Below are 18,951 nucleotides of genomic sequence, written 5' to 3' on the forward strand. Positions count from 1 at the left end.
CGAGTTTAGCAGCTTTCCGCGCGTACAGCATCCATAAAAAAAGGAGCCGCATTCGGCTCCTTTTTGTCAGGTCCGCAGGGTTGCGGTCCCTAATCAATCAACTGCGCTTCTTCTCGATGCGCTGGACCGGCTCTTTCGCCAGCAGTGATACCAGCGCCGGTCCCACCAACATCACCACGCCGAGAATACCAATCAGCAGGTTGTTGTGGATAAAGCGGGAGATAAGGAACAGCGTTAACATCGCTGCGCCAAAGTAGTACGTGGTGGTCACCTCTTCAAGGGAATCACCCATTCTACGTAAACGGGCACTACGCTGCATGACCAGCATGGTAATAAATACCACCGCATAAGCTGCCACCAGGGTACTGCTCACTTCAACCAGCGCCCTATGTTTCCAGCCCCAAACCAGCGCGGCAATCACCAGCAGGTGCATTGCAATGTGCAAACAGGTTTGTCCGGTAACAATCTGAACACGATTAGACCATTTCATTCTCTTCTCCTGGCAGACCCAACAGGTCGCCCAAGTGTATCTGGCTGGAGGCCAGACGAACGTCCTCAATGTAAAGCAAATTTCGGATTACGCCCTAATTTTCTGCCCTTAACACCATCCATTTGTGACAAAGACTACACTTTGTGCTGTTGATGATGAAAAGGAGCGCGTCGAAGTATGCCACAAAATACGCAAGGATTTTCATTTAAAGTCCTGACGATCAATACCCACAAGGGGTTCACCAGCTTTAATCGCCGCTTTATCCTGCCGGAATTGCGCGACGCAGTCCGCGCCACATCGGCGGATATCGTCTTCCTGCAAGAGGTGATGGGCACCCACGCCATCCATTCACTGAACATCGAAAACTGGCCGGAAACCTCACATTACGAGTTTCTGGCCGATACCATGTGGAACGATTTCGCCTATGGCCGCAACGCCGTTTATCCCGAGGGACATCACGGGAACGCGATATTGTCACGATTTCCCATCGTTGAATATGAAAACCGCGATATTTCCGTCGCTGGAAGTGAAAAGCGCGGCATGTTGCACTGCCAAATTCGCCTGCCGGATCGTGCTGAGCCGCTGCATGTGTTCTGCGTACATCTCGGTCTGAAGGAGAAGCATCGTCAGGCGCAGATGAAGATGATGTGCGACTTCATTGATACGCTGCCGCCCAATGCGCCCTTGGTGGTGGCCGGTGATTTTAATGACTGGCAGGTCAGCGCCAATCGCTTTCTCAAGCGCGCGGTGGGCTTAGAGGAAGTGTTCAGTATCAAAACTGGCCGCCCTGCCCGCACTTTTCCGGCACGTTTTCCGTTGTTACGGCTTGATCGTATCTACATCCGCAACGCCACGGTCAGTAAGCCGTGGGCGCTGCCGGTTAAACCCTGGTCACACCTGTCCGATCATGCGCCATTAGCGGTGGAGATTTTCCTATGAGTTTCAATTGGCGCGACGGTAATCAGCTCCGTTTGCTTGAGAACGGTGACGAATTTTTCCCGCGCGTGTGGGGCGCGATTCAGCGTGCCGAACGCACGCTGCTGCTGGAAACCTTTATCCTGTTTGAGGATGAAGTGGGCAACGACCTGCACGAAGCTCTGCTGCACGCAGCGCAGCGCGGGGTGAAAGTTGAAGTGATGGTCGATGGCTACGGCTCGCCGGATCTATCCGATCGCTTTGTCGATAGCCTGACCGCCGCTGGCGTGCGTTTTATCTATTACGATCCGCGTCCGCTGGTGCTCGGTATGCGCACTAACGTGTTTCGTCGCCTGCACCGCAAAATTGTGGTGATTGATGAAGCGATCGCCTTTGTCGGCGGCATCAACTTCTCCGCTGAACACAACATCGATTTCGGTGCAGAAGCCAAGCAGGATTATGCGGTGGAGGTGAAAGGTCCGGTGGTGCTGGATATTGCCCAATACGTGCAGCAACAGATGGGCAGCGAACAGCACACGCGGCGCTGGTGGGGTGCGCGTTCCCACCGCCCAGCGGTTAACGCCATGCCCGGTGAAGCGCAGGTGCTGTTTGTCTATCGCGATAACGACGAACACCGCGACGACATTGAGCAGCACTATCTCGCCATGCTGCGCAAGGCACAGAAGGATGTGATCATCGCCAACGCTTACTTCTTTCCCGGCTATCGTCTGCTGCGCGAGATGCGCAGCGCGGCACAGCGCGGCGTGCGCGTCAGGCTGATTGTGCAGGGCGAACCCGATATGCCGATCGTTAAAGTTGGGGCCGAGTTGCTGTACAACTATTTGGTCGATGGTGGCGTAGAAGTGTATGAATACTGCCGCCGCCCGCTGCACGGCAAAATTGCGGTGCAGGATCAGCAGTGGTCCACGGTCGGTTCCAGCAACCTTGATCCGCTGAGTTTATCCCTCAATCTCGAAGCCAATTTGATGGTGCACGATCGCGCCTTCAATCAGACGCTGCGCGACAATCTGGAGCTGCTGATTCAGCAGGACTGTGTGCGCGTGGAAGATGACAAGCTGCCGCCGCGCAACTGGTGGCAGCTGACCAAAGGCGTGATTGTGTTTCACTTTTTACGCCACTTCCCGGCCATCGCCGGTTGGTTGCCTGCGCATACCCCGCGCTTGTCGCAGGTTGCGCCGCCGGTGCAGCCTGAAATGGAAACCCAGGATCGGGTTGAAGCCGATAATTCAGGAGCGAAACCCTAATGTCGAAAAAGAATCCGCGCTGGCAACTGGCGAAGAAAATCCTCACCTGGCTGTTTTTTATCGCGGTGATTGTGCTGCTGGTGGTGTATGCGCGCAAGGTGAACTGGGAAGACGTTTATACAGTGATCGTCGGCTACAACCGCTATGTAGTGCTGAGCGCCGCCGCGCTGGTGGTGGTGAGTTATCTGACTTACGGCCTTTACGACCTGATTGGACGCGCCTACTGCGGCCATAAGCTGGCGAAACGTCAGGTGATGCTGGTGTCGTTTATCTGCTATGCCTTCAACCTGACGCTCAGCACCTGGGTTGGCGGCGTGGCGATGCGTTATCGGCTCTACTCGCGTCTCGGTTTGCCGGGCAACACCATTACACGCATCTTCTCGCTGAGCATCGCCACCAACTGGCTTGGCTACATTCTGCTGGCCGGCGTGGTGTTTGCGGCGGGCATGGTGCCAATTCCTTCTGGTTGGTTCATTGGCGAAACCACCCTGCGCATTATTGGCGCGGTGCTGCTGGTGATGGTGGCCGTCTATTTGTGGGCGTGCGCCTTCGCGAAGAAGCGCCGCTGGACGGTAAAAGGCCAGCATCTGCAGCTGCCTTCGCTGCGCATGGCGCTGTTCCAGTTTGCCGTCTCTTGCGCCAACTGGATGGTGATGGGCATGATTATCTGGCTGCTGCTGGCACGTCAGGTGGATTATCCGATTGTGTTAGGCGTGCTGTTGATCAGCAGTATCGCGGGCGTGATTATTCATATTCCCGCGGGGATTGGCGTGCTGGAGGCGGTATTTTTGGCGCTGCTGAGTGGGCAACATGCCTCGCACGGCAGCATTATCGCGGCGTTGCTGGCTTATCGCGTGCTCTACTTTATCCTGCCGCTGTTGGTGGCATTGGTGCTCTATTTGTGGCTGGAGAGCCGCGCGAAGCATTTGCGGCAGAAGAATGAGCAGAAGATGGAGAAATCGGTTTCGCGCTAGTTTTGTGCGGGATTCCCCTCACCCTGGCCCTCTCCCGCAGGCGGGAGAGGGGACGGATTGGTGCAGACCGCACGCGGGAGAGGGAACAGTTTGGTGCGTGGTTTAGCGGCGGTTGCCGAAGATGCGCAGCAGCATCAGGAACAGGTTGATAAAGTCGAGATACAGCGTTAACGCGCCCATGATTGAGGCGCGACGCAGGTTCTCTTTGTCATTGACGTTGATGTTCTCGCCAATCGCCTTCAGCCTCTGCGTGTCATAGGCGGTTAAGCCAACAAACACCACCACGCCGATATAGGTAATCGCCCACATCAGCGCCGGGCTTTTCAGCCAGAAGTTCACCAGCGACGCCAGCAAAATACCGATCAGCGCCATAAACAGCAGACTGCCAAAACGGCTCAGGTCGCGCTTGGTGGTGTAACCGTAGAAGCTCATGGCACCGAACATCCCGGCCGTCACAAAGAAGGTGCTGGCAATCGATGAGTAGGTGTAGACGAGGAAAATACTCGCCATTGTCAGACCGGTTAGCGCCGAATAGAGCATAAACAGCGCGGTAGCCACTGCGCCGCTCATGCGTTGCACCATGCCAGACAGCAAAAACACCAGCGCCAGTTGCGCGATGATCAGACCAAAGAAAGTGATACGGTTAGCAAACACCAATTCCATTACTGCAGGTGTACGGGCAGCAAACCACGAAACAAACGCGGTGAGCAGCAAGCCACAGGTCATCCAGCCATACACCTGCGCCATGTAGGTCTGCAGCGAAGTGGATGCCTGCTGCACGATTGAATCATTACGTGGATATCGATCCATGAAGCGCCTCATTAAATGTTAGACAAACTCTGTAAGTGTGGAGTGTACACCCGTTTGCGTCAACGGCGCGTCAAGCACTGTTGATAGCGGCCATTAACGCGCTGGGCAAACCACGCGGTGGTGAGATTGCGGGTGATTTTCGGGCTCTCCAGCTTGATGCCCGGCAGCATTTCGCGCGGCAGACGTTTTCCGGCCATCTTATCGGCAAGAATAAAGGTCTGCTTCCACAGCGTGCTTTTGGCAAAATCTTCAGTGTCGCCCTTCTCCAAATCGCGGCGGATTTCACGATTGCTCATATCCAGCTGCTTGCTCAGGCTGCGCACCGCCAATTCGGTGGAGCTGGCCTGCTCGCTGCCATACATAATCAAATCGCCATCAAGTTCCAGCTTGATGCCGCTGGCGCGCGCAATCGCCGCCTGGAATGCCGCGTTGCGGCTGGCGTACCAACCGGCGTTGAAGTCGGCAAAGCGATAGAGCGGCTGGCTATAATCGGCCGGATAGCCAAGCAGATGCAGCGTGCCGAAATAGATACCACCGCGACGCGTGAAGACTTCTCGACGAATCGAGCCGTCAACCGCATACGGATAGCCTTTGGCGTGCGCTTCCGCAAACTCAATGCTGACCTGCATCGGCCCGCCAGTATGAATCGGGTTAAGATTGCCAAACAGCTTCTGCCCCATCGGCACCATATCGATAAAATCATCAAAGATGGCGCTCAGCTCTTTCTCGCTGCGCACTTTATCCAGACGCGCGGCATAGCTTTCACCGTTCGGCGATTTGATTAACAGTGCGGTGCGCACCAGAAATGCCGGAACGTGCACTTTGGCGGCGCGGCGATCGATTTCGCCCCAGGCGATTTTCGGCAAGCCCGGCACTTCCGCATCAGCACTGAAGTTGGATTCCTGATCGGTGACGGCAATGACCGCGCAGATGTTGCTGACGCTGGCATCGATTTGCTGCACGCGGAACGCGGTATAGATGTCGTCGGCCCAAGCGGATTTTTGCTTCACGTCGCTGGGCAACAACTGCTGGATTTGGCTTTTCACATCGGCGGGCTGACGCGCTGGCACCTGCGGCTCTTTTTTAGTGCTACAACCAACCAGTACCAGCGCAGCCAGCAATGCTGCGCCTTTCATCATCTTGCTCGTGTTCATCCTGCTCCCTGACGCCAACAAAAACCGTACCTTAACGTTTTCAGTGGCCTGCCGCTATCGGAGCCGGAGGATTTTGCGCGCTAGCTCCAGCGCTCAGCAGCCTGATGATCGCTGTCGCGGGCATCGACCCAGCGATCGCCTGCAGCGGTGGCTTCACGCTTCCAGAACGGTGCGCGGGTTTTCAGGTAATCCATGATGAACTCAGTGGCAGCGAAGGCGCTGCCCCGATGCGCGCTGCTGACGCCCACAAACACAATTTCATCGCCGGGGAAAAGTTCGCCAACGCGATGAATCACCGTGACCTGCTGCAGCGCCCAGCGTTGACGCGCATCTTCAACGATATCGGCCAGCGCTTTTTCCGTCATGCCGGGATAGTGCTCCAGCGTCAAGGCCGCCACGCTGGTACCGAGATTGTGATTGCGCACTTTGCCGGTAAAGGTGACGACCGCGCCATCGCTGTCATGGGCGGCGAGTTTTCCGTACTCCTCGCCGACGTTGAAAGGTTCTGATCCGACACGAATCCGCGTTTCCATCATCAGCCTCCGGTCACCGGCGGGAAAAAGGCCACTTCATCACCGGCACGTAGCGGATGCGTCATTGGCACCAGCGTTTGGTTAACCGCCGCCAGCAGCTTGCCGGATTCCAGCGCCAGCGCCCAGCGTTCGCCCTTCTCCGCTAATGCCGCGCGCAATGTCGCGACGTCATCATATTCTGGAGCCAAATCCAGTGAGCTGGTGCCGGTCAACTCACGCACCTGAGCAAAAAACAGCACCTTAATCATGGCTCACCGCCTTGAAATCGCCAGACTTGCCGCCGCTTTTAGTCAGCAAACGCAGCTGGTCGATGACAATGTCTTTTTGCACCGCTTTGCACATGTCATAGATGGTCAGCGCCGCGACGGAGGCCGCCGTCAACGCTTCCATCTCGACGCCAGTTTTGCCGGTCAGACGACACAGCGAAGTAACGCGCACGCGATTGTGCTCGGGTTCAGCAATCAAACTGACTTCCACTTTGCTCAGCATCAGCGGATGACAGAGCGGAATCAGTTCCCAGGTGCGTTTTGCCGCCTGAATACCGGCGATGCGCGCGGTGGCGAAGACGTCACCTTTGTGATGGCTGCCGTCAATAATCATCTGCAGTGTTTCGGCGCTCATCAGCACCAGCGCTTCGGCCTGCGCTTCGCGCACCGTTTCGGTTTTGCCAGAGACATCCACCATGTGGGCTTCGCCAGCGGCATTGATATGAGTTAACGATGACATGCTTACAACTTCTTCAAATGTGAAACGAAATTACACGGACGCGTACGTGCATCCAGCTGATCTTCAATAATGCGTTCCCAGGCGCTGCGGCAGGCGTTGGTCGATCCCGGCACGGCAAAAATCAGCGTCTGATTGGCTAATCCGGCCACCGCGCGCGACTGTAGCGTTGAGCTGCCGATCTCTTCATAGGAGATCATGCGGAACAGCTCGCCAAAGCCTTCGATTTCGCGGTCCAGCAGCGGCAGCAACGCTTCTGGCGTGCTGTTTTGGCTGTTGAAACCGGTGCCGCCGTTCACGATCACCACTTGCACATCGTCGCTGGCGATCCAGCGCGACACCGTGGCGCGAATGCGATAGCGGTTATCCGGCACCAGCGCGCGATCGACCACCTGATGCCCGGCTTCCGCCAGCGCTTCACGCAGATAATCGCCCGATGTGTCATTGCTGGCATCGCGGCTATCCGAGACGGTCATCACCGCCACATTTAAGGCGACAAATTCGCCGGAAGGTTTACCCATGGCCGTAACTCCTGTGTTTAGCCACCAATAAAGGAGAGATTTTGCGTGATGCCGGTGTTGCCCTGATGCAGAAAATGCGTCTGCTTTTTCTGTCCAAGGCTGTGCGCAATGCGCGCCTGCAACTCGTCTTGCTGATCGTCAGAGGCCAGCAGATCGCGCAGCGACACGCCGCCGTCACCGAACAGGCACAGATGCAGATTGCCCAGCGCCGAGACGCGCAGGCGGTTGCAGCTGGCACAGAAATCTTTCTCGTACGGCATGATCAGGCCGACTTCGCCCTGATAATCGGGATGACGGAACACCTGCGCCGGGCCGTCGCTGCGACCGCGCGGCTGGCGTTGCCAGCCTTGCATCACCAGCTGATCGCGAATTACTTCACCGGAGATGTGATGACGGCGGAACAGATCGCTGCCTTCGCCGGTTTCCATCAGTTCGATAAAGCGCAGTTGAATCGGTCGCAGGCGCAGCCACTCAAGAAAGGTGCTGAGACTGTGGCTGTTCACATCGCGCATCAGCACGCTGTTCACTTTCACTTTCTCGAAACCGGCATCGAAGGCGGCGTCGATTCCCGCCATCACCTCTGCAAATTTGTCCTGGCCGGTAATGGCGTGAAACTGGCGTGCGTCGAGGCTATCGACGCTGACGTTGATATGGGTGAGACCGGCAGCGCGCCAGGCACCTACGTCACGCGCCAGGCGATAACCGTTGGTGGTCATCGCGATTTGGCGAATGGCGGCGTTTTCACGCACTGCAGCGATGATGTCGGTGAAATCACGCCGCATGGAGGGTTCGCCGCCCGTCAGGCGCACTTTTTCCGTGCCCGCCGCCGCAAAGGCACGCGTCACGCGACGAATCTCATCCAGCGAGAGAAAACTTTTATTGTGCGTACCGTTTGGCTTGTAGCCATTCGGCAAGCAGTAGGTACAACGGAAGTTACACACATCCGTGACCGACAGGCGCAGATAGTAAAAGCTGCGCGCGTAGGCATCTGTAAATTGTGGCACCTGAACACCTTTCCAAAGTCGGGAGATGCAGTCATTTCTTTCTGCACCCTGGCAGCTCAAGGCTGCGGCCTGCCTTCCATATCGTTAACGACTTAGGAAACCAGGCTTGGGAGTTTGTTGTCATTATGGACAACACGGTTAAAACGAATGGTAGCGCGATTAACGATTCGCATCCATCAGTGAATTTCGCTATATATCTTGATGTATAACGTATTTTTCACCGCATTTTCGCGACAGGATACGGTAAAATGCATCACAGATATTGATGCACATCAGTTCAACTACGCCTCAACGCGAGGACGTCAGTGACAAAGGAGAAACATGAATCGAACCCTGGCAGATTTGGACCGCGTAGTGGCATTAGGTGGCGGACACGGTTTGGGCCGCGTGATGTCGGCGCTGGCACCGTTAGGCTCGCGCTTAACCGGCATTGTCACCACCACCGATAACGGTGGATCCACCGGCCGCATTCGCCGCTCGGAAGGCGGCATTGCGTGGGGCGATATGCGCAACTGCATCAATCAGCTGATCACCGAGCCGAGCGTCGCCACCGCGATGTTTGAGTATCGCTTCACCGGCAATGGCGAGCTGGCCGGCCACAACCTGGGCAACCTGATGCTGAAGGCGCTCGATCACCTAAGCGTACGTCCGCTGGAAGCCATCAATATCATTCGCAATCTGCTTAAGGTTGATGCGTTTCTGATTCCGATGTCGGAACAGCCGGTTGATCTGGTGGCGCAGGATGGCGAAGGCAACATGGTGTACGGCGAAACCGCGATTGATGAGATGAAGCAGCCGCCCGAAGAGTTGATGTTGCATCCCAACGTGTTGCCGACCCGCGAAGCGATTGAGGCGATAGGCGAAGCGGATTTGATTCTGATTGGTCCCGGCAGTTTTTACACCAGCCTGATGCCGATTCTGCTGATGGAAGATATGGCGCGCGCGCTGCGCCGTACACCTGCCACCATGGTGTTTATTGGTAATCTGGGCCGCGAACTGAGCCCGGCGGCAGCCAGCCTGAATGTGGCCGATAAATTGGCGATCATGGAGAAAGCGATTGGCAAGCGGGTGATTGATGCGGTGGTAGTCAGTCCAGCCGCCGATATTCGCGGCGTGGAAGAGCGCTTAATCATTCGCGAACCGCTGGAAGCCGCCGACATCAAATATCGCCACGACCGCCAGCTGCTGCGCATCGCGCTGGAACACGCCATTCAGGCCGTGTAGGGTCGCCATTTATGGCGACCTGGTTACTACCATCACGAAGCCGCAATAAACAGCTCACGCAGTTGATGTAACTGATCGCGCACGCTGGCGGCTTCTTCGAACTCCAGATTTTGCGCGTGTTGCTGCATCTGCCCTTCCAGCTCGTGAATTTTCTTCTGCATCGCCTGCGGCGTAAGCGCCATATAGTTGGCTTCCGCTTCTGCCGCAGTGCGTGACGCGGTTTTGCCTTTGCCGCGCGTTTTCACCACGTTTTTGCCGAGCTCAAGAATATCGGTGATCTTCTTGTTGAGCCCTTGCGGCACGATACCGTTCTCTTCGTTGTATTTTTGCTGCTTCTCGCGACGGCGCTCGGTTTCGCCCATCGCGCGCTCCATCGACGGCGTGATTTTGTCAGCGTAAAGAATCGCCCGGCCGTTGATATTACGCGCGGCGCGGCCAATGGTCTGAATCAGCGAACGCTCGGAACGCAGGAAGCCCTCTTTATCGGCATCGAGAATCGCCACCAGCGATACTTCTGGCATATCCAGACCTTCTCGCAGCAAGTTGATGCCGACCAGCACATCAAATTCGCCGAGGCGTAAATCGCGGATGATCTCCATACGTTCTACGGTATCAATATCCGAGTGCAGATAGCGCACCTTCTCGCCGTGCTCCACAAGGTATTCGGTGAGATCTTCCGCCATACGCTTGGTCAGTACCGTCACCAGCACGCGCTCGTTGATTTCGACACGCTTGCGGATTTCCGACAGCAAATCGTCAACCTGCGTCGCCACCGGACGCACTTCCAGCACCGGATCCAGCAGGCCAGTTGGGCGCACCAGCTGATCAATCACTTCGCTGCCCGATTTTTCCAGCTCGTAATTGCCCGGCGTGGCCGACACATAAATGGTTTGCGGCGCGGCCGCTTCAAACTCTTCAAACTTCATCGGGCGGTTATCCAGCGCCGACGGCAGGCGGAAGCCGTATTCCACTAGCGTCTCTTTACGCGCGCGGTCACCACGATACATGCCGCCAATCTGCGGAATAGTAACGTGCGATTCGTCGACCACCAGCAAACCATCCGCCGGTAAATAGTCAAACAAAGTCGGCGGCGGCTCGCCCGGTCCGCGCCCGGAGAGATAGCGTGAGTAGTTTTCGATGCCGGAGCAGTAACCCAACTCGTTCATCATTTCGAGATCGAACTGCGTACGCTGAGAAATACGCTGCTCTTCAAGCAGCTTGTTGTTCTCCAGCAGCACTTTGCGGCGGATCACCAGCTCATCTTTGATCTCTTCCATCGCCTTAAGAATGCGCTCACGCGGCGTCACGTAGTGCGTTTTTGGATAGACGGTAAAGCGCGGAATCACCGAATCAATTTGCCCGGTGAGCGGATCAAACAGCGACAGCCGCTCAACTTCTTCATCAAACAGTTCAATACGCAGCGCAATGTCGTCCGATTCGGCCGGGAATACATCGATCACTTCGCCGCGCACGCGGAAGGTGCCGCGCTGGAAGGCTTGATCGTTGCGGGTATATTGCAGTTCCGCCAGGCGACGCAGAATGCTGCGCTGATCGATAATCATGCCGCGCGTCAGGTGCAGCATCATTTTCAGGTAGAGATCGGGATCGCCCAGACCGTAGATCGCCGAAACAGATGCCACCACAATCACATCACGACGCTCCAGCAGCGCTTTGGTCGCCGACAGACGCATCTGCTCAATGTGCTCATTCACCGAGGCATCTTTCTCGATAAAGGTATCAGAACTCGGCACATAGGCTTCAGGCTGGTAGTAATCGTAATAAGAGACGAAAAACTCCACTGCGTTATCCGGGAAAAACTCTTTCATCTCGCCGTAGAGCTGCGCCGCCAGGGTTTTGTTCGGTGCCAGCACCATGGTCGGGCGGTTAAGGTCGGCAATCACGTTCGCCACGGTAAACGTTTTACCAGAGCCCGTCACGCCCAACAGCGTTTGATGCGCGAGTCCATCTTCCAGCCCCTCTTCGAGACGGCGAATCGCCTCAGGTTGATCGCCTGAAGGCTTGAAAGCGGAGTTGAGTTTAAAGACTTTGCTCATGTTTTAGCGGTTCCAGCAGATGAAGTCGGCGGGCAGGCTGCTAATTCTACTCTGCTATGGCGAATTTGCCAGAAAAAAATACTGGACATAATTACAGTAACCTTGCACGATAATGGAATCTAAAGCGGATTTTCTTCAGTGCAATTTAAGCGGCAGCCAGCAAGCGCTTGTTGCGCAATGTTATCCCCAAGCGGAGGACGCTTTTAACATTTGTCAATAGAGTGTCATTAAATTGCAGTCCGATGACAAGCCAGATAATTCGCATGCTTGATTTTAACTAACCTACTGTTTTTACTGACATTGACTCAAAAGCCCAGTTTCTCATCATAATGTATGAAGGCCGCGAATTTACTCGCTTGCACACGGTTTTCAGTCGCTAATGCACAAGGTTATCCACAGTAATGGTGGATAAGTGAATCCAGCCCCGAGCCCATCGGCTGTGTATAATTTTCTCCCGCCCATTCTTAAGCGCGAAAAAAAATTTTTTCGCATTTATTTTTCTCCTCCTGCGTGTCGCATTAACCCTTCTTTTTCCCGGTTTACCTCTCCTTACCTGGAGAAAAGCCAGCCTTTAGTCCATTTATTTCCCCGGTTATTGCCTTACGAACGATCAAATGCACCAGAAACGTTAAGCCGTTAGCACCGTCAAAGTGCAGCTCATTTATCACCGCCGGCAATTGTTAAGTATTTCTCAACTTTTAGCGGTTGATTTGTCAGGTTTGCGACGCAGAACGGCCTGAATTCCTAACCTGGCCTGGGAATTGCAGTGTTTACTATATGGAGTGACGAGTCCATATCGGCGCTTGCCGACGACAGCGGTGTCCATCAATCGTGCACGACTGTATGCCAGACGACACAGAGCGGGAGCATTCAGGCTAATAATCTGGAAGGAGGATGTCAGATGCTGAGTTTACGTTCGGTGAATCAGTTTTACGGTCAAAATCACATTCTGTGGGATGTGGATCTCGATCTGCCGCCGGGCACCTGCACCGGTGTGCTGGGCAGCCCCGGCATGGGCAAAACCACGTTGGTGAACTGCATTATGGGCCGCCTGCCGATTAACAGCGGCTCAATGACCTGGCAGGAAGATGGCGCGCCGCCGGAAGATTTGCTGCTGCAACCGGCCGAGCTGCGCGCGCGCACCGGCATTGGTTACGTGCCGCAAGGACGGCATATTTTCTCGCAGATGAGCGTGGAGGATAACCTGCTGATCGCCCTGATGGCGGCGCAGGACGGTCGTAGCCGCGCCATTCCGGAAATGGTGTTTGACCTGTTTCCAGCGCTCTATTCATTGCGCCATCAGCGCAGCGGCGAGTTGCCAATGGAGCAACAGCAACATTTGGCCCTGGCGCGCGCGCTGGTGCTGCAGCCCAAGCTGGTGATTCTGGATGAGCCAACGGAAGGGATGTCGCCGTGGCTGGAAGAGGAGATGGGCAATCTGATTCGTCGGCTAAACCGTGAGTATGGTTTAACCATTCTGCTGCTGGAGCAGCACGTGTCGTTTGTGCGCCGCGTCGCCGATTATTTCCTGCTGCTGCATCGTGGACGTAACGTGGCGCATGGCAAAGTGGCGCAGCTGGATGATTTGACGGTGAATAAGTGGCTGACCGCGACGTGACGATGTAGCCAGGTCGCCATGAATGGCGACCTGGGTTATTTATTGCGGCAACCTCAAATAACGCCCACATTTGGCCTGCTCGGCCTCATCGCTAAGGTGCGGAATCTCACCAAGGAACGGCGCATCAATGCGCTGACGCAGCGTGGCCATATACTCCTGATGGCGTTTGCCGGGCGGTTGAATATCATTGGCAATCCAGCCCGCAAGGCGCAATCCGCGCGCTTTAACCGCTTCGGCGGTGAGCATCGCATGGTTGATGCAGCCCAGTTTCACGCCCACCACCAGAATTACCGGCAACTGCTCGGCTTCCACCCAATCGGCGTACGTTTGCGTTTCCGACAGCGGCGTAAACCATCCGCCTGCGCCTTCAACTAGCACCCATTCCGCCTGCTGCTCCAGCGCGCGCAAACCCGCTGACAGCGTGGCAAACGTGATCGGTCTGCCCTCTTCCGCGCTAATGATATGCGGCGAGGTCGGCTCAACAAACGCCAGCGGGTTCACCTGCTCATAGCTTAACGGCAAGCTGCTGTAGCGCTGTAACGCCAGCGCGTCGCTGTTGCGGATGCCTTGCGGCGTGATCTCGCAGCCGGAAGCCACCGGCTTGTAGCCTGCGGTGCGTAAACCGGCGGCGCTCGCCGCCTGCAGCAGCGCGCCGCTGGCCACTGTTTTGCCCACTTCGGTATCGGTTCCGGTAATAAACCAGCGTGTCATTTGCTTAAAACTCCATACATCAGGTGATAACTCAGGCGATAACCCGCCTCGTCCTGCGGCCAGTGCTGCTCAAGTTGTGCCAGCTGAGCGCGCGTCAGTACGCTGGAGCCGCGTCCGTCGTGCAAATGCGTGGCACCAATGCCTTTCAGCGAGCGCATGGCGCTGAGCGCACTGGGAAAATGCAGCGTGATAACCTGCTGCTGCTTAGCGATCGGCAGCGTCGCGGTGGCCGTGTCAAACTGCGCGGCGCTAAGGAAACGATTGGCGTGCTGACGACCATCCAGTTTTGCCCACGCGAGATGCACTTCGTGCAGCGATCCGTCGAGCAGCGTGGAAAACAGCACCGTGCCGCCTGGCCGCGTGACGCGTAAAAACTGCAGCAGCGCGGTGTGCAAGTCGCTGCTCCACTGCACCGCCAGATTGCTCCACACGCCGTCAACGCTGGCATCTGGTAGCGGCACCGCATCAATATCGCCCAGCAGATAGTGCTGCGCCGATTGCTGATCGCGCGCGGTTTGCAACATGTTGGGCGACAGATCAAGCGCCGTCAGCGTGCGCCCGCGATCGCGCCAATAGCGGCTATACCAGCCGGTGCCGCAACCAGCATCCAGCAGGTGCGGGCCAAAACCGGCGGGCGCCAGCGCCAGCAGCGCATCACCGCTCAGCCGCTGTAACTGCGCGTGCTGCTCGTAATGCGCAGCCGCACGACCAAAGGCGTTTGCCACGGCCTGCTTGTTAACCTGCAACGTCATACAGCGCCTCCAGCAGACGATCAATATCATCGGTATGATGCGCAGCGGTGAGCGTGATGCGTAGCCGCGCGGTGCCCGGCGGCACGGTCGGTGGACGAATGGCGCTGACCCAGCAGCCGGCCTGCGCCAGCCGCTGCGACAACGCCAGCGCCGCGCTGTTTTCACCGACGATCAGCGGTTGGATGGCGCTTGCAGAGGCACCTAATTGCCATGGCAAATCGGCGGCGCCCGCACGGAAACGCGCGATGTGGCTGTGCAGTTTTTCACGCAGCGCATCGCCTTGTTGAATCTGCCGCAGTGCCGCCAGCAACGCGTAGCACTGCGCCGGTGGCATCGCGGTGGAGTAGATCAGATGGCGTGAAAACTGCTCGACGTAATCGGCAGTGGCGTCATCGCACAGCAGCGCCGCGCCGCTGACGCCAAACCCTTTGCCGAAGGTGACAATCAGCAGTTCCGGTTTGACCTGCTGCTGCCAGCAGCTGCCGCGCCCTTGCGCACCAGTGACGCCAATGCCGTGCGCATCATCCACCAGCAGCCAGCCGTTGCCGCGCCGCGTCTGTTCAGCAATCTCGGCCAGCGGTGCGCTGTCGCCATCCATGCTGAACACGCCTTCGGTCACCACCAGCGTGCCGCCATCCGACGGCGTTGCCAGCAGCTTCGCCAGACTTTCCGGCTGATTGTGGGCAAAACGACGCAGGCTGGCGGGGCTGTGGCTAGCGGCATCCAGCAGTGAAGCATGCGCTAGCTTATCGGCGAAGATGCGATCCTGCTTTTCCGCCAGCAGATGGATCACCGCCTGATTGGCGGCAAATCCCGAAATGAACAGCAGCGCGCGCGAATAGCCCAGCCAGTCCGCCAGCTCCGCTTCGAGCTGCGCATGATGGCGGCTGTAGCCGGTGACATGACCGGATGCGCCCGCACCCGCGCCCGTCTCGGCCGCGCCCTGCTGCCAGGCAGCGATCACCGCCGGATGCTGACTCAAGCCGAGATAGTCATTGCTGGAGAAGTGGCGATAACGCTGCCCTTCGAGCGTAATTTCCCGCACGCTGTTGTTCTCAACGGGACGCCGCAGCCGCCAGCCATCCGCGGCGCGCCGCGCCGCCAGCGCCTCATCAATACGTTGTGACCAGCCCATTTACACAGCCGCGTTATAGAACTGCTCGGTATCCGCGTGCAGCAGCTGCTCGCTGAGCTGATACTGCTGCTCGTTGTCACCGGCGGTTGTCGCGGTATGCTCCGGATTCAGGCCCAGTTTGCGGAACAGAATCAGATCTTTATCCTCTTCCGGGTTTGGCGTGGTGAGCAGCTTGCAGCCGTAGAAGATTGAGTTTGCACCGGCCATAAAGCACATTGCCTGCGTTTGCTCGCTCATCTGCTCGCGACCGGCTGAAAGGCGCACGTGCGAGGATGGCATCATGATGCGCGCCACCGCGATGGTGCGGATGAAGTCGAACGGTTCCACGTCGTCGTTATCGGCCAGCGGCGTGCCCTTGACCTTCACCAGCATGTTGATCGGTACGCTCTCGGGTGGCGTTGGCAGATTCGCCAGTTGCACCAGCAAGCCCGCGCGATCCTTCACCGTTTCACCCAGACCCACGATGCCGCCGGAACATACTTTGATGCCCGCGCCGCGCACTTTATCCAGCGTATCCAGACGTTCCTGGTAGCTGCGCGTGGTAATGATGTTGCCGTAAAACTCTGGCGAGGTGTCGAGGTTGTGGTTGTAGAAATCAAGCCCGGCTTCGGCGAGACGTTGTGCCTGGCTGCCATCTAGCGTGCCGAGCGTCATGCAGGTTTCCATGCCCATCGCTTTCACGCCCTGCACCATTTGCTGCAAGTACGGCATGTCGCGCTCGTGCGGATTTTTCCAAGCCGCGCCCATGCAGAAGCGGCTCGATCCCGCCGCTTTGGCTTTGCGCGCCGATTCCAGCACCGCATCCACTTCCATCAGACGTTCTGATTCCAGACCGGTTTTGTAGCGTGCGCTCTGCGGACAGTATTTACAGTCTTCCGGACAGGCGCCGGTTTTGATCGATAGCAGCGTGCTGACCTGCACCTGGCGTGGATCGAAATGTTGACGATGCACTTGCTGCGCTTCAAACATCAACTCAAGGAAAGGTTTATCGAACAGTGCCTGAGCTTGTGTCAGTGTCCAGCGGTTTGCCATTGCTTACTCCAGAAAAAGGGGGTTCATCCCGACGATTAACGTGGTTATACTTGTAAACTAAATCTTTTTAAAATGGTTTACAACTCGCATGTTCACTCAGGACGACCTCAACTTTGACCGCCAGCATATCTGGCATCCTTACACGTCGATGCGCGATCCCCTGCCCTGTTATCCGGTTGTCGCGGCGCACGGCTGCCAGCTGCAGCTGGCCGATGGACGTGAACTGGTGGACGGCATGTCGTCGTGGTGGGCGGCGATCCACGGCTATAACCACCCGCGCCTCAATCAGGCGCTGCAGCAGCAAATGACGCAGATGTCGCATGTGATGTTTGGCGGCATTACCCATCCGGCGGCGGTGGAGCTGAGTCGCCAGCTGGTTGCCATGACACCTGACGCGCTGGAGTGCGTGTTCCTCGCCGATTCAGGTTCGATCGCCGTAGAAGTGTCGATGAAAATGGCGTTGCAATACTGGCTGGGACGCAACCAAACGCGACAGAAATTCCTCACGCTGAAGCGCGGTTATCACGGCGATACCTTTGCCGCGATGTCGGTATGCGACCCGGAAAATTCGATGCACAGCCTGTGGCGCGGTTATTTGCCGGAACATCTGTTCGCCCACGCGCCGCAGTGCGCTTTCGATGATGCGTGGAATGAGGCGGATTTCGCCGATTTCGCGCAACTGGCCGAGATCCACCATCGCGAGATTGCGGCGGTGATTCTTGAGCCGATTGTGCAAGGCGCGGGCGGCATGCGTTTCTACCATCCGCGCTATCTGCAGCAGGTACGCGAGCTGTGCGATCGCTACGGTTTGCTGCTGATTGCCGATGAGATCGCCACCGGATTTGGCCGCAGCGGCAAACTTTTTGCCTGTGACCATGCGGGCATCACGCCAGACATTCTCTGCCTCGGCAAAGCGCTGACCGGCGGCACCATGACGCTCTCCGCCACGCTGACCACGCGCGAAGTCGCGGATACCATCAGCCGCAGCGCAGCGGGCTGCTTTATGCACGGCCCCACCTTTATGGGCAATCCGCTGGCCTGCGCGGTAGCGGTGGAAAGTCTGAAAATGGTGAATGAAGGGCATTGGCAGTGGCAAGTGGCACAGATTGAACAGCAGCTGCGTGCCGAGCTGCTGCCGCTGCGCGGTCATCACGCGGTGGCCGACGCGCGCGTGCTGGGCGCGATTGGCGTGATCGAAACCCATCAGCCAGTGAACATGGCGGCATTGCAGCACTTCTTCGTGGAGCGCGGCGTGTGGATTCGTCCGTTTGGGCGATTGATCTACCTGATGCCACCTTATCTGATTTCTGCCGCCGAACTGACGAAACTGACGCAAGCGGTCGGTGCGGCACTGGATGTTGCGGCGCATTTCCACCATGATTGAGGGCACTGCACAACCAATAAGGAGCGATCATGCGCGTAGTTAGCCAGGATTTTAACGACGGCGATAAAATGCCAGAGCGACACGTTTTCAACGGCATGGGTTACCAGGGCGACAATTTGTCACCGCATCTGGCGTGGGATGATGTGCCGGCGGGCACCAAAAGCTTTGTGGTCACCTGCTACGATCCCGACGCACCAACCGGTTCCGGCTGGTGGCATTGGGTGGTAGCGAACATTCCGGCAGAAGTCACCGAGTTGCCGCAAGGTGCCGGTTCCGGCGTGGCAGAACTGCCGGAGAGCGCCATTCAGACGCGCACCGATTTTGGCCAAACCGGCTATGGCGGCGCAGCGCCACCGCAGGGCGAATCCCATCGCTACATCTTTACGGTGCATGCGCTGGATACGGATAAGATTGAGGTAGACGAAGGCGCGAGCGGTGCAATGGTAGGCTTTAACGTGCATTTCCATGCGCTGGCCAGTGCGTCGATTACGGTGAAGTACGCGTAATAAAAAAGGTCGCCATGAATGGCGTAATGCTCGTCAGTTAAGACTTAATCATGCCGGAACGCATAGCGTTTCGGCTTCTTTTTCACCGCTCGCGGATAATGTCTCGTCCGCCGGGTTGGCAGCACGAAGCTTCCCGCCATCGCCAT

At 57.0% G+C, this 18,951-nt stretch carries 20 protein-coding genes and 1 riboswitch; of the genes, 7 read left to right on the plus strand and 13 right to left on the minus strand.

Going from position 1 to position 18,951, the window contains the following annotated elements; translation table 11 throughout:
* Window positions 1-97: 97 nt before the first annotated feature.
* Window positions 98-490: a YbhQ family protein gene (locus PanJK_RS04330; protein ID WP_007890591.1), complete on the minus strand. Its 393-nt coding sequence runs from the start codon at window positions 488-490 to the stop codon at window positions 98-100.
* 177 nt (window positions 491-667) lie between these two features.
* On the opposite strand from PanJK_RS04330, the gene PanJK_RS04335 reads away from it, so the two are divergent.
* Genes PanJK_RS04335 through PanJK_RS04345 form a run of 3 tightly spaced genes read left to right on the plus strand, consistent with a single transcriptional unit; the run spans window position 668 to window position 3,644 of the window.
* Window positions 668-1,429, plus strand: coding sequence for an endonuclease/exonuclease/phosphatase family protein (locus PanJK_RS04335; RefSeq protein ID WP_256695973.1), 762 nt, complete (start codon window positions 668-670; stop codon window positions 1,427-1,429).
* Complete coding sequence (clsB, locus tag PanJK_RS04340) at window positions 1,426-2,670, plus strand: cardiolipin synthase ClsB (protein WP_265297345.1); 1,245 nt, start codon at window positions 1,426-1,428, stop codon at window positions 2,668-2,670. Before PanJK_RS04335 ends, clsB begins: the two co-directional genes overlap by 4 nt.
* Window positions 2,670-3,644 (plus strand): lysylphosphatidylglycerol synthase domain-containing protein, encoded by a 975-nt coding sequence (locus PanJK_RS04345; protein ID WP_008102686.1) that lies wholly within the window; start codon window positions 2,670-2,672, stop codon window positions 3,642-3,644. The genes clsB and PanJK_RS04345 overlap by 1 nt, the downstream gene beginning before the upstream one ends.
* Window positions 3,645-3,746: 102 nt before the next feature.
* On the opposite strand, the gene PanJK_RS04350 is transcribed toward PanJK_RS04345, so the two are convergent.
* From PanJK_RS04350 to moaA, 7 genes are all read right to left on the minus strand, one after another.
* Complete coding sequence (locus PanJK_RS04350) at window positions 3,747-4,454, minus strand: Bax inhibitor-1 family protein (RefSeq protein WP_265297349.1); 708 nt, start codon at window positions 4,452-4,454, stop codon at window positions 3,747-3,749.
* 59 nt (window positions 4,455-4,513) lie between these two features.
* Entirely contained in the window at window positions 4,514-5,608 is a 1,095-nt protein-coding gene (locus PanJK_RS04355) for a DUF1615 domain-containing protein (protein WP_256695971.1), read from the minus strand.
* Between the two features lie 80 nt (window positions 5,609-5,688).
* Window positions 5,689-6,141 (minus strand): molybdopterin synthase catalytic subunit MoaE, encoded by a 453-nt coding sequence (gene moaE, locus PanJK_RS04360; RefSeq protein WP_265297450.1) that lies wholly within the window; start codon window positions 6,139-6,141, stop codon window positions 5,689-5,691.
* A 2-nt stretch (window positions 6,142-6,143) separates the two neighbouring features.
* Window positions 6,144-6,389, minus strand: coding sequence for a molybdopterin synthase sulfur carrier subunit (moaD, locus tag PanJK_RS04365; RefSeq protein ID WP_265297351.1), 246 nt, complete (start codon window positions 6,387-6,389; stop codon window positions 6,144-6,146).
* A complete protein-coding gene (gene moaC / locus PanJK_RS04370; protein WP_154153274.1) occupies window positions 6,382-6,867 on the minus strand; it encodes a cyclic pyranopterin monophosphate synthase MoaC in 486 nt (161 codons plus the stop codon). The genes moaD and moaC overlap by 8 nt, the downstream gene beginning before the upstream one ends.
* Before the next feature lie 2 nt (window positions 6,868-6,869).
* Window positions 6,870-7,385, minus strand: a complete 516-nt coding sequence (gene moaB / locus PanJK_RS04375) for a molybdenum cofactor biosynthesis protein B (RefSeq protein WP_265297356.1) — start codon at window positions 7,383-7,385, stop codon at window positions 6,870-6,872.
* Window positions 7,386-7,402: 17 nt separating this feature from the next.
* Window positions 7,403-8,389 carry a GTP 3',8-cyclase MoaA gene (moaA, locus tag PanJK_RS04380; RefSeq protein ID WP_265297358.1) on the minus strand — a complete coding sequence of 329 codons (987 nt, stop codon included), beginning with the start codon at window positions 8,387-8,389 and terminating at the stop codon, window positions 7,403-7,405.
* A riboswitch (molybdenum cofactor riboswitch) is annotated at window positions 8,379-8,514 on the minus strand. It overlaps the preceding gene by 11 nt.
* Window positions 8,515-8,710: 196 nt before the next feature.
* Here moaA and PanJK_RS04385 point away from each other — a divergent pair.
* On the plus strand, window positions 8,711-9,613 hold the full coding sequence (locus PanJK_RS04385) for a gluconeogenesis factor YvcK family protein (RefSeq protein WP_008102701.1): 903 nt from the start codon (window positions 8,711-8,713) through the stop codon (window positions 9,611-9,613).
* 32 nt (window positions 9,614-9,645) lie between these two features.
* Here PanJK_RS04385 and uvrB read toward each other — a convergent pair whose 3' ends face one another.
* Complete coding sequence (gene uvrB / locus PanJK_RS04390; RefSeq protein WP_256695966.1) at window positions 9,646-11,667, minus strand: excinuclease ABC subunit UvrB; 2,022 nt, start codon at window positions 11,665-11,667, stop codon at window positions 9,646-9,648.
* 901 nt (window positions 11,668-12,568) lie between these two features.
* Here uvrB and PanJK_RS04395 point away from each other — a divergent pair.
* Window positions 12,569-13,285, plus strand: a complete 717-nt coding sequence (locus PanJK_RS04395; protein ID WP_265297362.1) for an ABC transporter ATP-binding protein — start codon at window positions 12,569-12,571, stop codon at window positions 13,283-13,285.
* A 39-nt stretch (window positions 13,286-13,324) separates the two neighbouring features.
* Here PanJK_RS04395 and bioD read toward each other — a convergent pair whose 3' ends face one another.
* From bioD to bioB, 4 genes are read right to left on the minus strand one after another with little or no spacing between them, the layout of a single operon-like run.
* On the minus strand, window positions 13,325-13,996 hold the full coding sequence (bioD, locus tag PanJK_RS04400) for a dethiobiotin synthase (protein WP_265297364.1): 672 nt from the start codon (window positions 13,994-13,996) through the stop codon (window positions 13,325-13,327).
* Window positions 13,993-14,748: a malonyl-ACP O-methyltransferase BioC gene (gene bioC / locus PanJK_RS04405; RefSeq protein ID WP_265297366.1), complete on the minus strand. Its 756-nt coding sequence runs from the start codon at window positions 14,746-14,748 to the stop codon at window positions 13,993-13,995. The genes bioD and bioC overlap by 4 nt, the downstream gene beginning before the upstream one ends.
* Window positions 14,732-15,883 (minus strand): 8-amino-7-oxononanoate synthase, encoded by a 1,152-nt coding sequence (gene bioF, locus PanJK_RS04410; protein ID WP_265297368.1) that lies wholly within the window; start codon window positions 15,881-15,883, stop codon window positions 14,732-14,734. Before bioF ends, bioC begins: the two co-directional genes overlap by 17 nt.
* Window positions 15,884-16,915, minus strand: coding sequence for a biotin synthase BioB (gene bioB / locus PanJK_RS04415; RefSeq protein ID WP_007890608.1), 1,032 nt, complete (start codon window positions 16,913-16,915; stop codon window positions 15,884-15,886).
* An 88-nt stretch (window positions 16,916-17,003) separates the two neighbouring features.
* Here bioB and bioA point away from each other — a divergent pair, with 88 nt between their 5' ends.
* The gene (gene bioA / locus PanJK_RS04420) at window positions 17,004-18,299 is read left to right on the plus strand and encodes an adenosylmethionine--8-amino-7-oxononanoate transaminase (RefSeq protein WP_265297371.1); all 1,296 of its coding nucleotides are present in this window, start codon (window positions 17,004-17,006) and stop codon (window positions 18,297-18,299) included.
* Between the two features lie 29 nt (window positions 18,300-18,328).
* Complete coding sequence (locus PanJK_RS04425) at window positions 18,329-18,805, plus strand: kinase inhibitor (protein WP_256695960.1); 477 nt, start codon at window positions 18,329-18,331, stop codon at window positions 18,803-18,805.
* Window positions 18,806-18,951: the final 146 nt, after the last annotated feature.

This window comes from Pantoea sp. JK (genome assembly GCF_026130245.1).
Classification (GTDB): domain Bacteria; phylum Pseudomonadota; class Gammaproteobacteria; order Enterobacterales; family Enterobacteriaceae; genus Pantoea; species Pantoea trifolii.

Coding starts and splice junctions, on each gene's coding strand:
- PanJK_RS04330 (WP_007890591.1), bottom strand. CDS start 490: ATGAAATGGTCTAATCGTGTTCAGATTGTTACCGGACAAACCTGTTTG.
- PanJK_RS04335 (WP_256695973.1), top strand. CDS start 668: ATGCCACAAAATACGCAAGGATTTTCATTTAAAGTCCTGACGATCAAT.
- clsB (WP_265297345.1), top strand. CDS start 1,426: ATGAGTTTCAATTGGCGCGACGGTAATCAGCTCCGTTTGCTTGAGAAC.
- PanJK_RS04345 (WP_008102686.1), top strand. CDS start 2,670: ATGTCGAAAAAGAATCCGCGCTGGCAACTGGCGAAGAAAATCCTCACC.
- PanJK_RS04350 (WP_265297349.1), bottom strand. CDS start 4,454: ATGGATCGATATCCACGTAATGATTCAATCGTGCAGCAGGCATCCACT.
- PanJK_RS04355 (WP_256695971.1), bottom strand. CDS start 5,608: ATGAACACGAGCAAGATGATGAAAGGCGCAGCATTGCTGGCTGCGCTG.
- moaE (WP_265297450.1), bottom strand. CDS start 6,141: ATGGAAACGCGGATTCGTGTCGGATCAGAACCTTTCAACGTCGGCGAG.
- moaD (WP_265297351.1), bottom strand. CDS start 6,389: ATGATTAAGGTGCTGTTTTTTGCTCAGGTGCGTGAGTTGACCGGCACC.
- moaC (WP_154153274.1), bottom strand. CDS start 6,867: ATGTCATCGTTAACTCATATCAATGCCGCTGGCGAAGCCCACATGGTG.
- moaB (WP_265297356.1), bottom strand. CDS start 7,385: ATGGGTAAACCTTCCGGCGAATTTGTCGCCTTAAATGTGGCGGTGATG.
- PanJK_RS04385 (WP_008102701.1), top strand. CDS start 8,711: ATGAATCGAACCCTGGCAGATTTGGACCGCGTAGTGGCATTAGGTGGC.
- uvrB (WP_256695966.1), bottom strand. CDS start 11,667: ATGAGCAAAGTCTTTAAACTCAACTCCGCTTTCAAGCCTTCAGGCGAT.
- PanJK_RS04395 (WP_265297362.1), top strand. CDS start 12,569: ATGCTGAGTTTACGTTCGGTGAATCAGTTTTACGGTCAAAATCACATT.
- bioD (WP_265297364.1), bottom strand. CDS start 13,996: ATGACACGCTGGTTTATTACCGGAACCGATACCGAAGTGGGCAAAACA.
- bioC (WP_265297366.1), bottom strand. CDS start 14,748: ATGACGTTGCAGGTTAACAAGCAGGCCGTGGCAAACGCCTTTGGTCGT.
- bioF (WP_265297368.1), bottom strand. CDS start 15,883: ATGGGCTGGTCACAACGTATTGATGAGGCGCTGGCGGCGCGGCGCGCC.
- bioB (WP_007890608.1), bottom strand. CDS start 16,915: ATGGCAAACCGCTGGACACTGACACAAGCTCAGGCACTGTTCGATAAA.
- bioA (WP_265297371.1), top strand. CDS start 17,004: ATGTTCACTCAGGACGACCTCAACTTTGACCGCCAGCATATCTGGCAT.
- PanJK_RS04425 (WP_256695960.1), top strand. CDS start 18,329: ATGCGCGTAGTTAGCCAGGATTTTAACGACGGCGATAAAATGCCAGAG.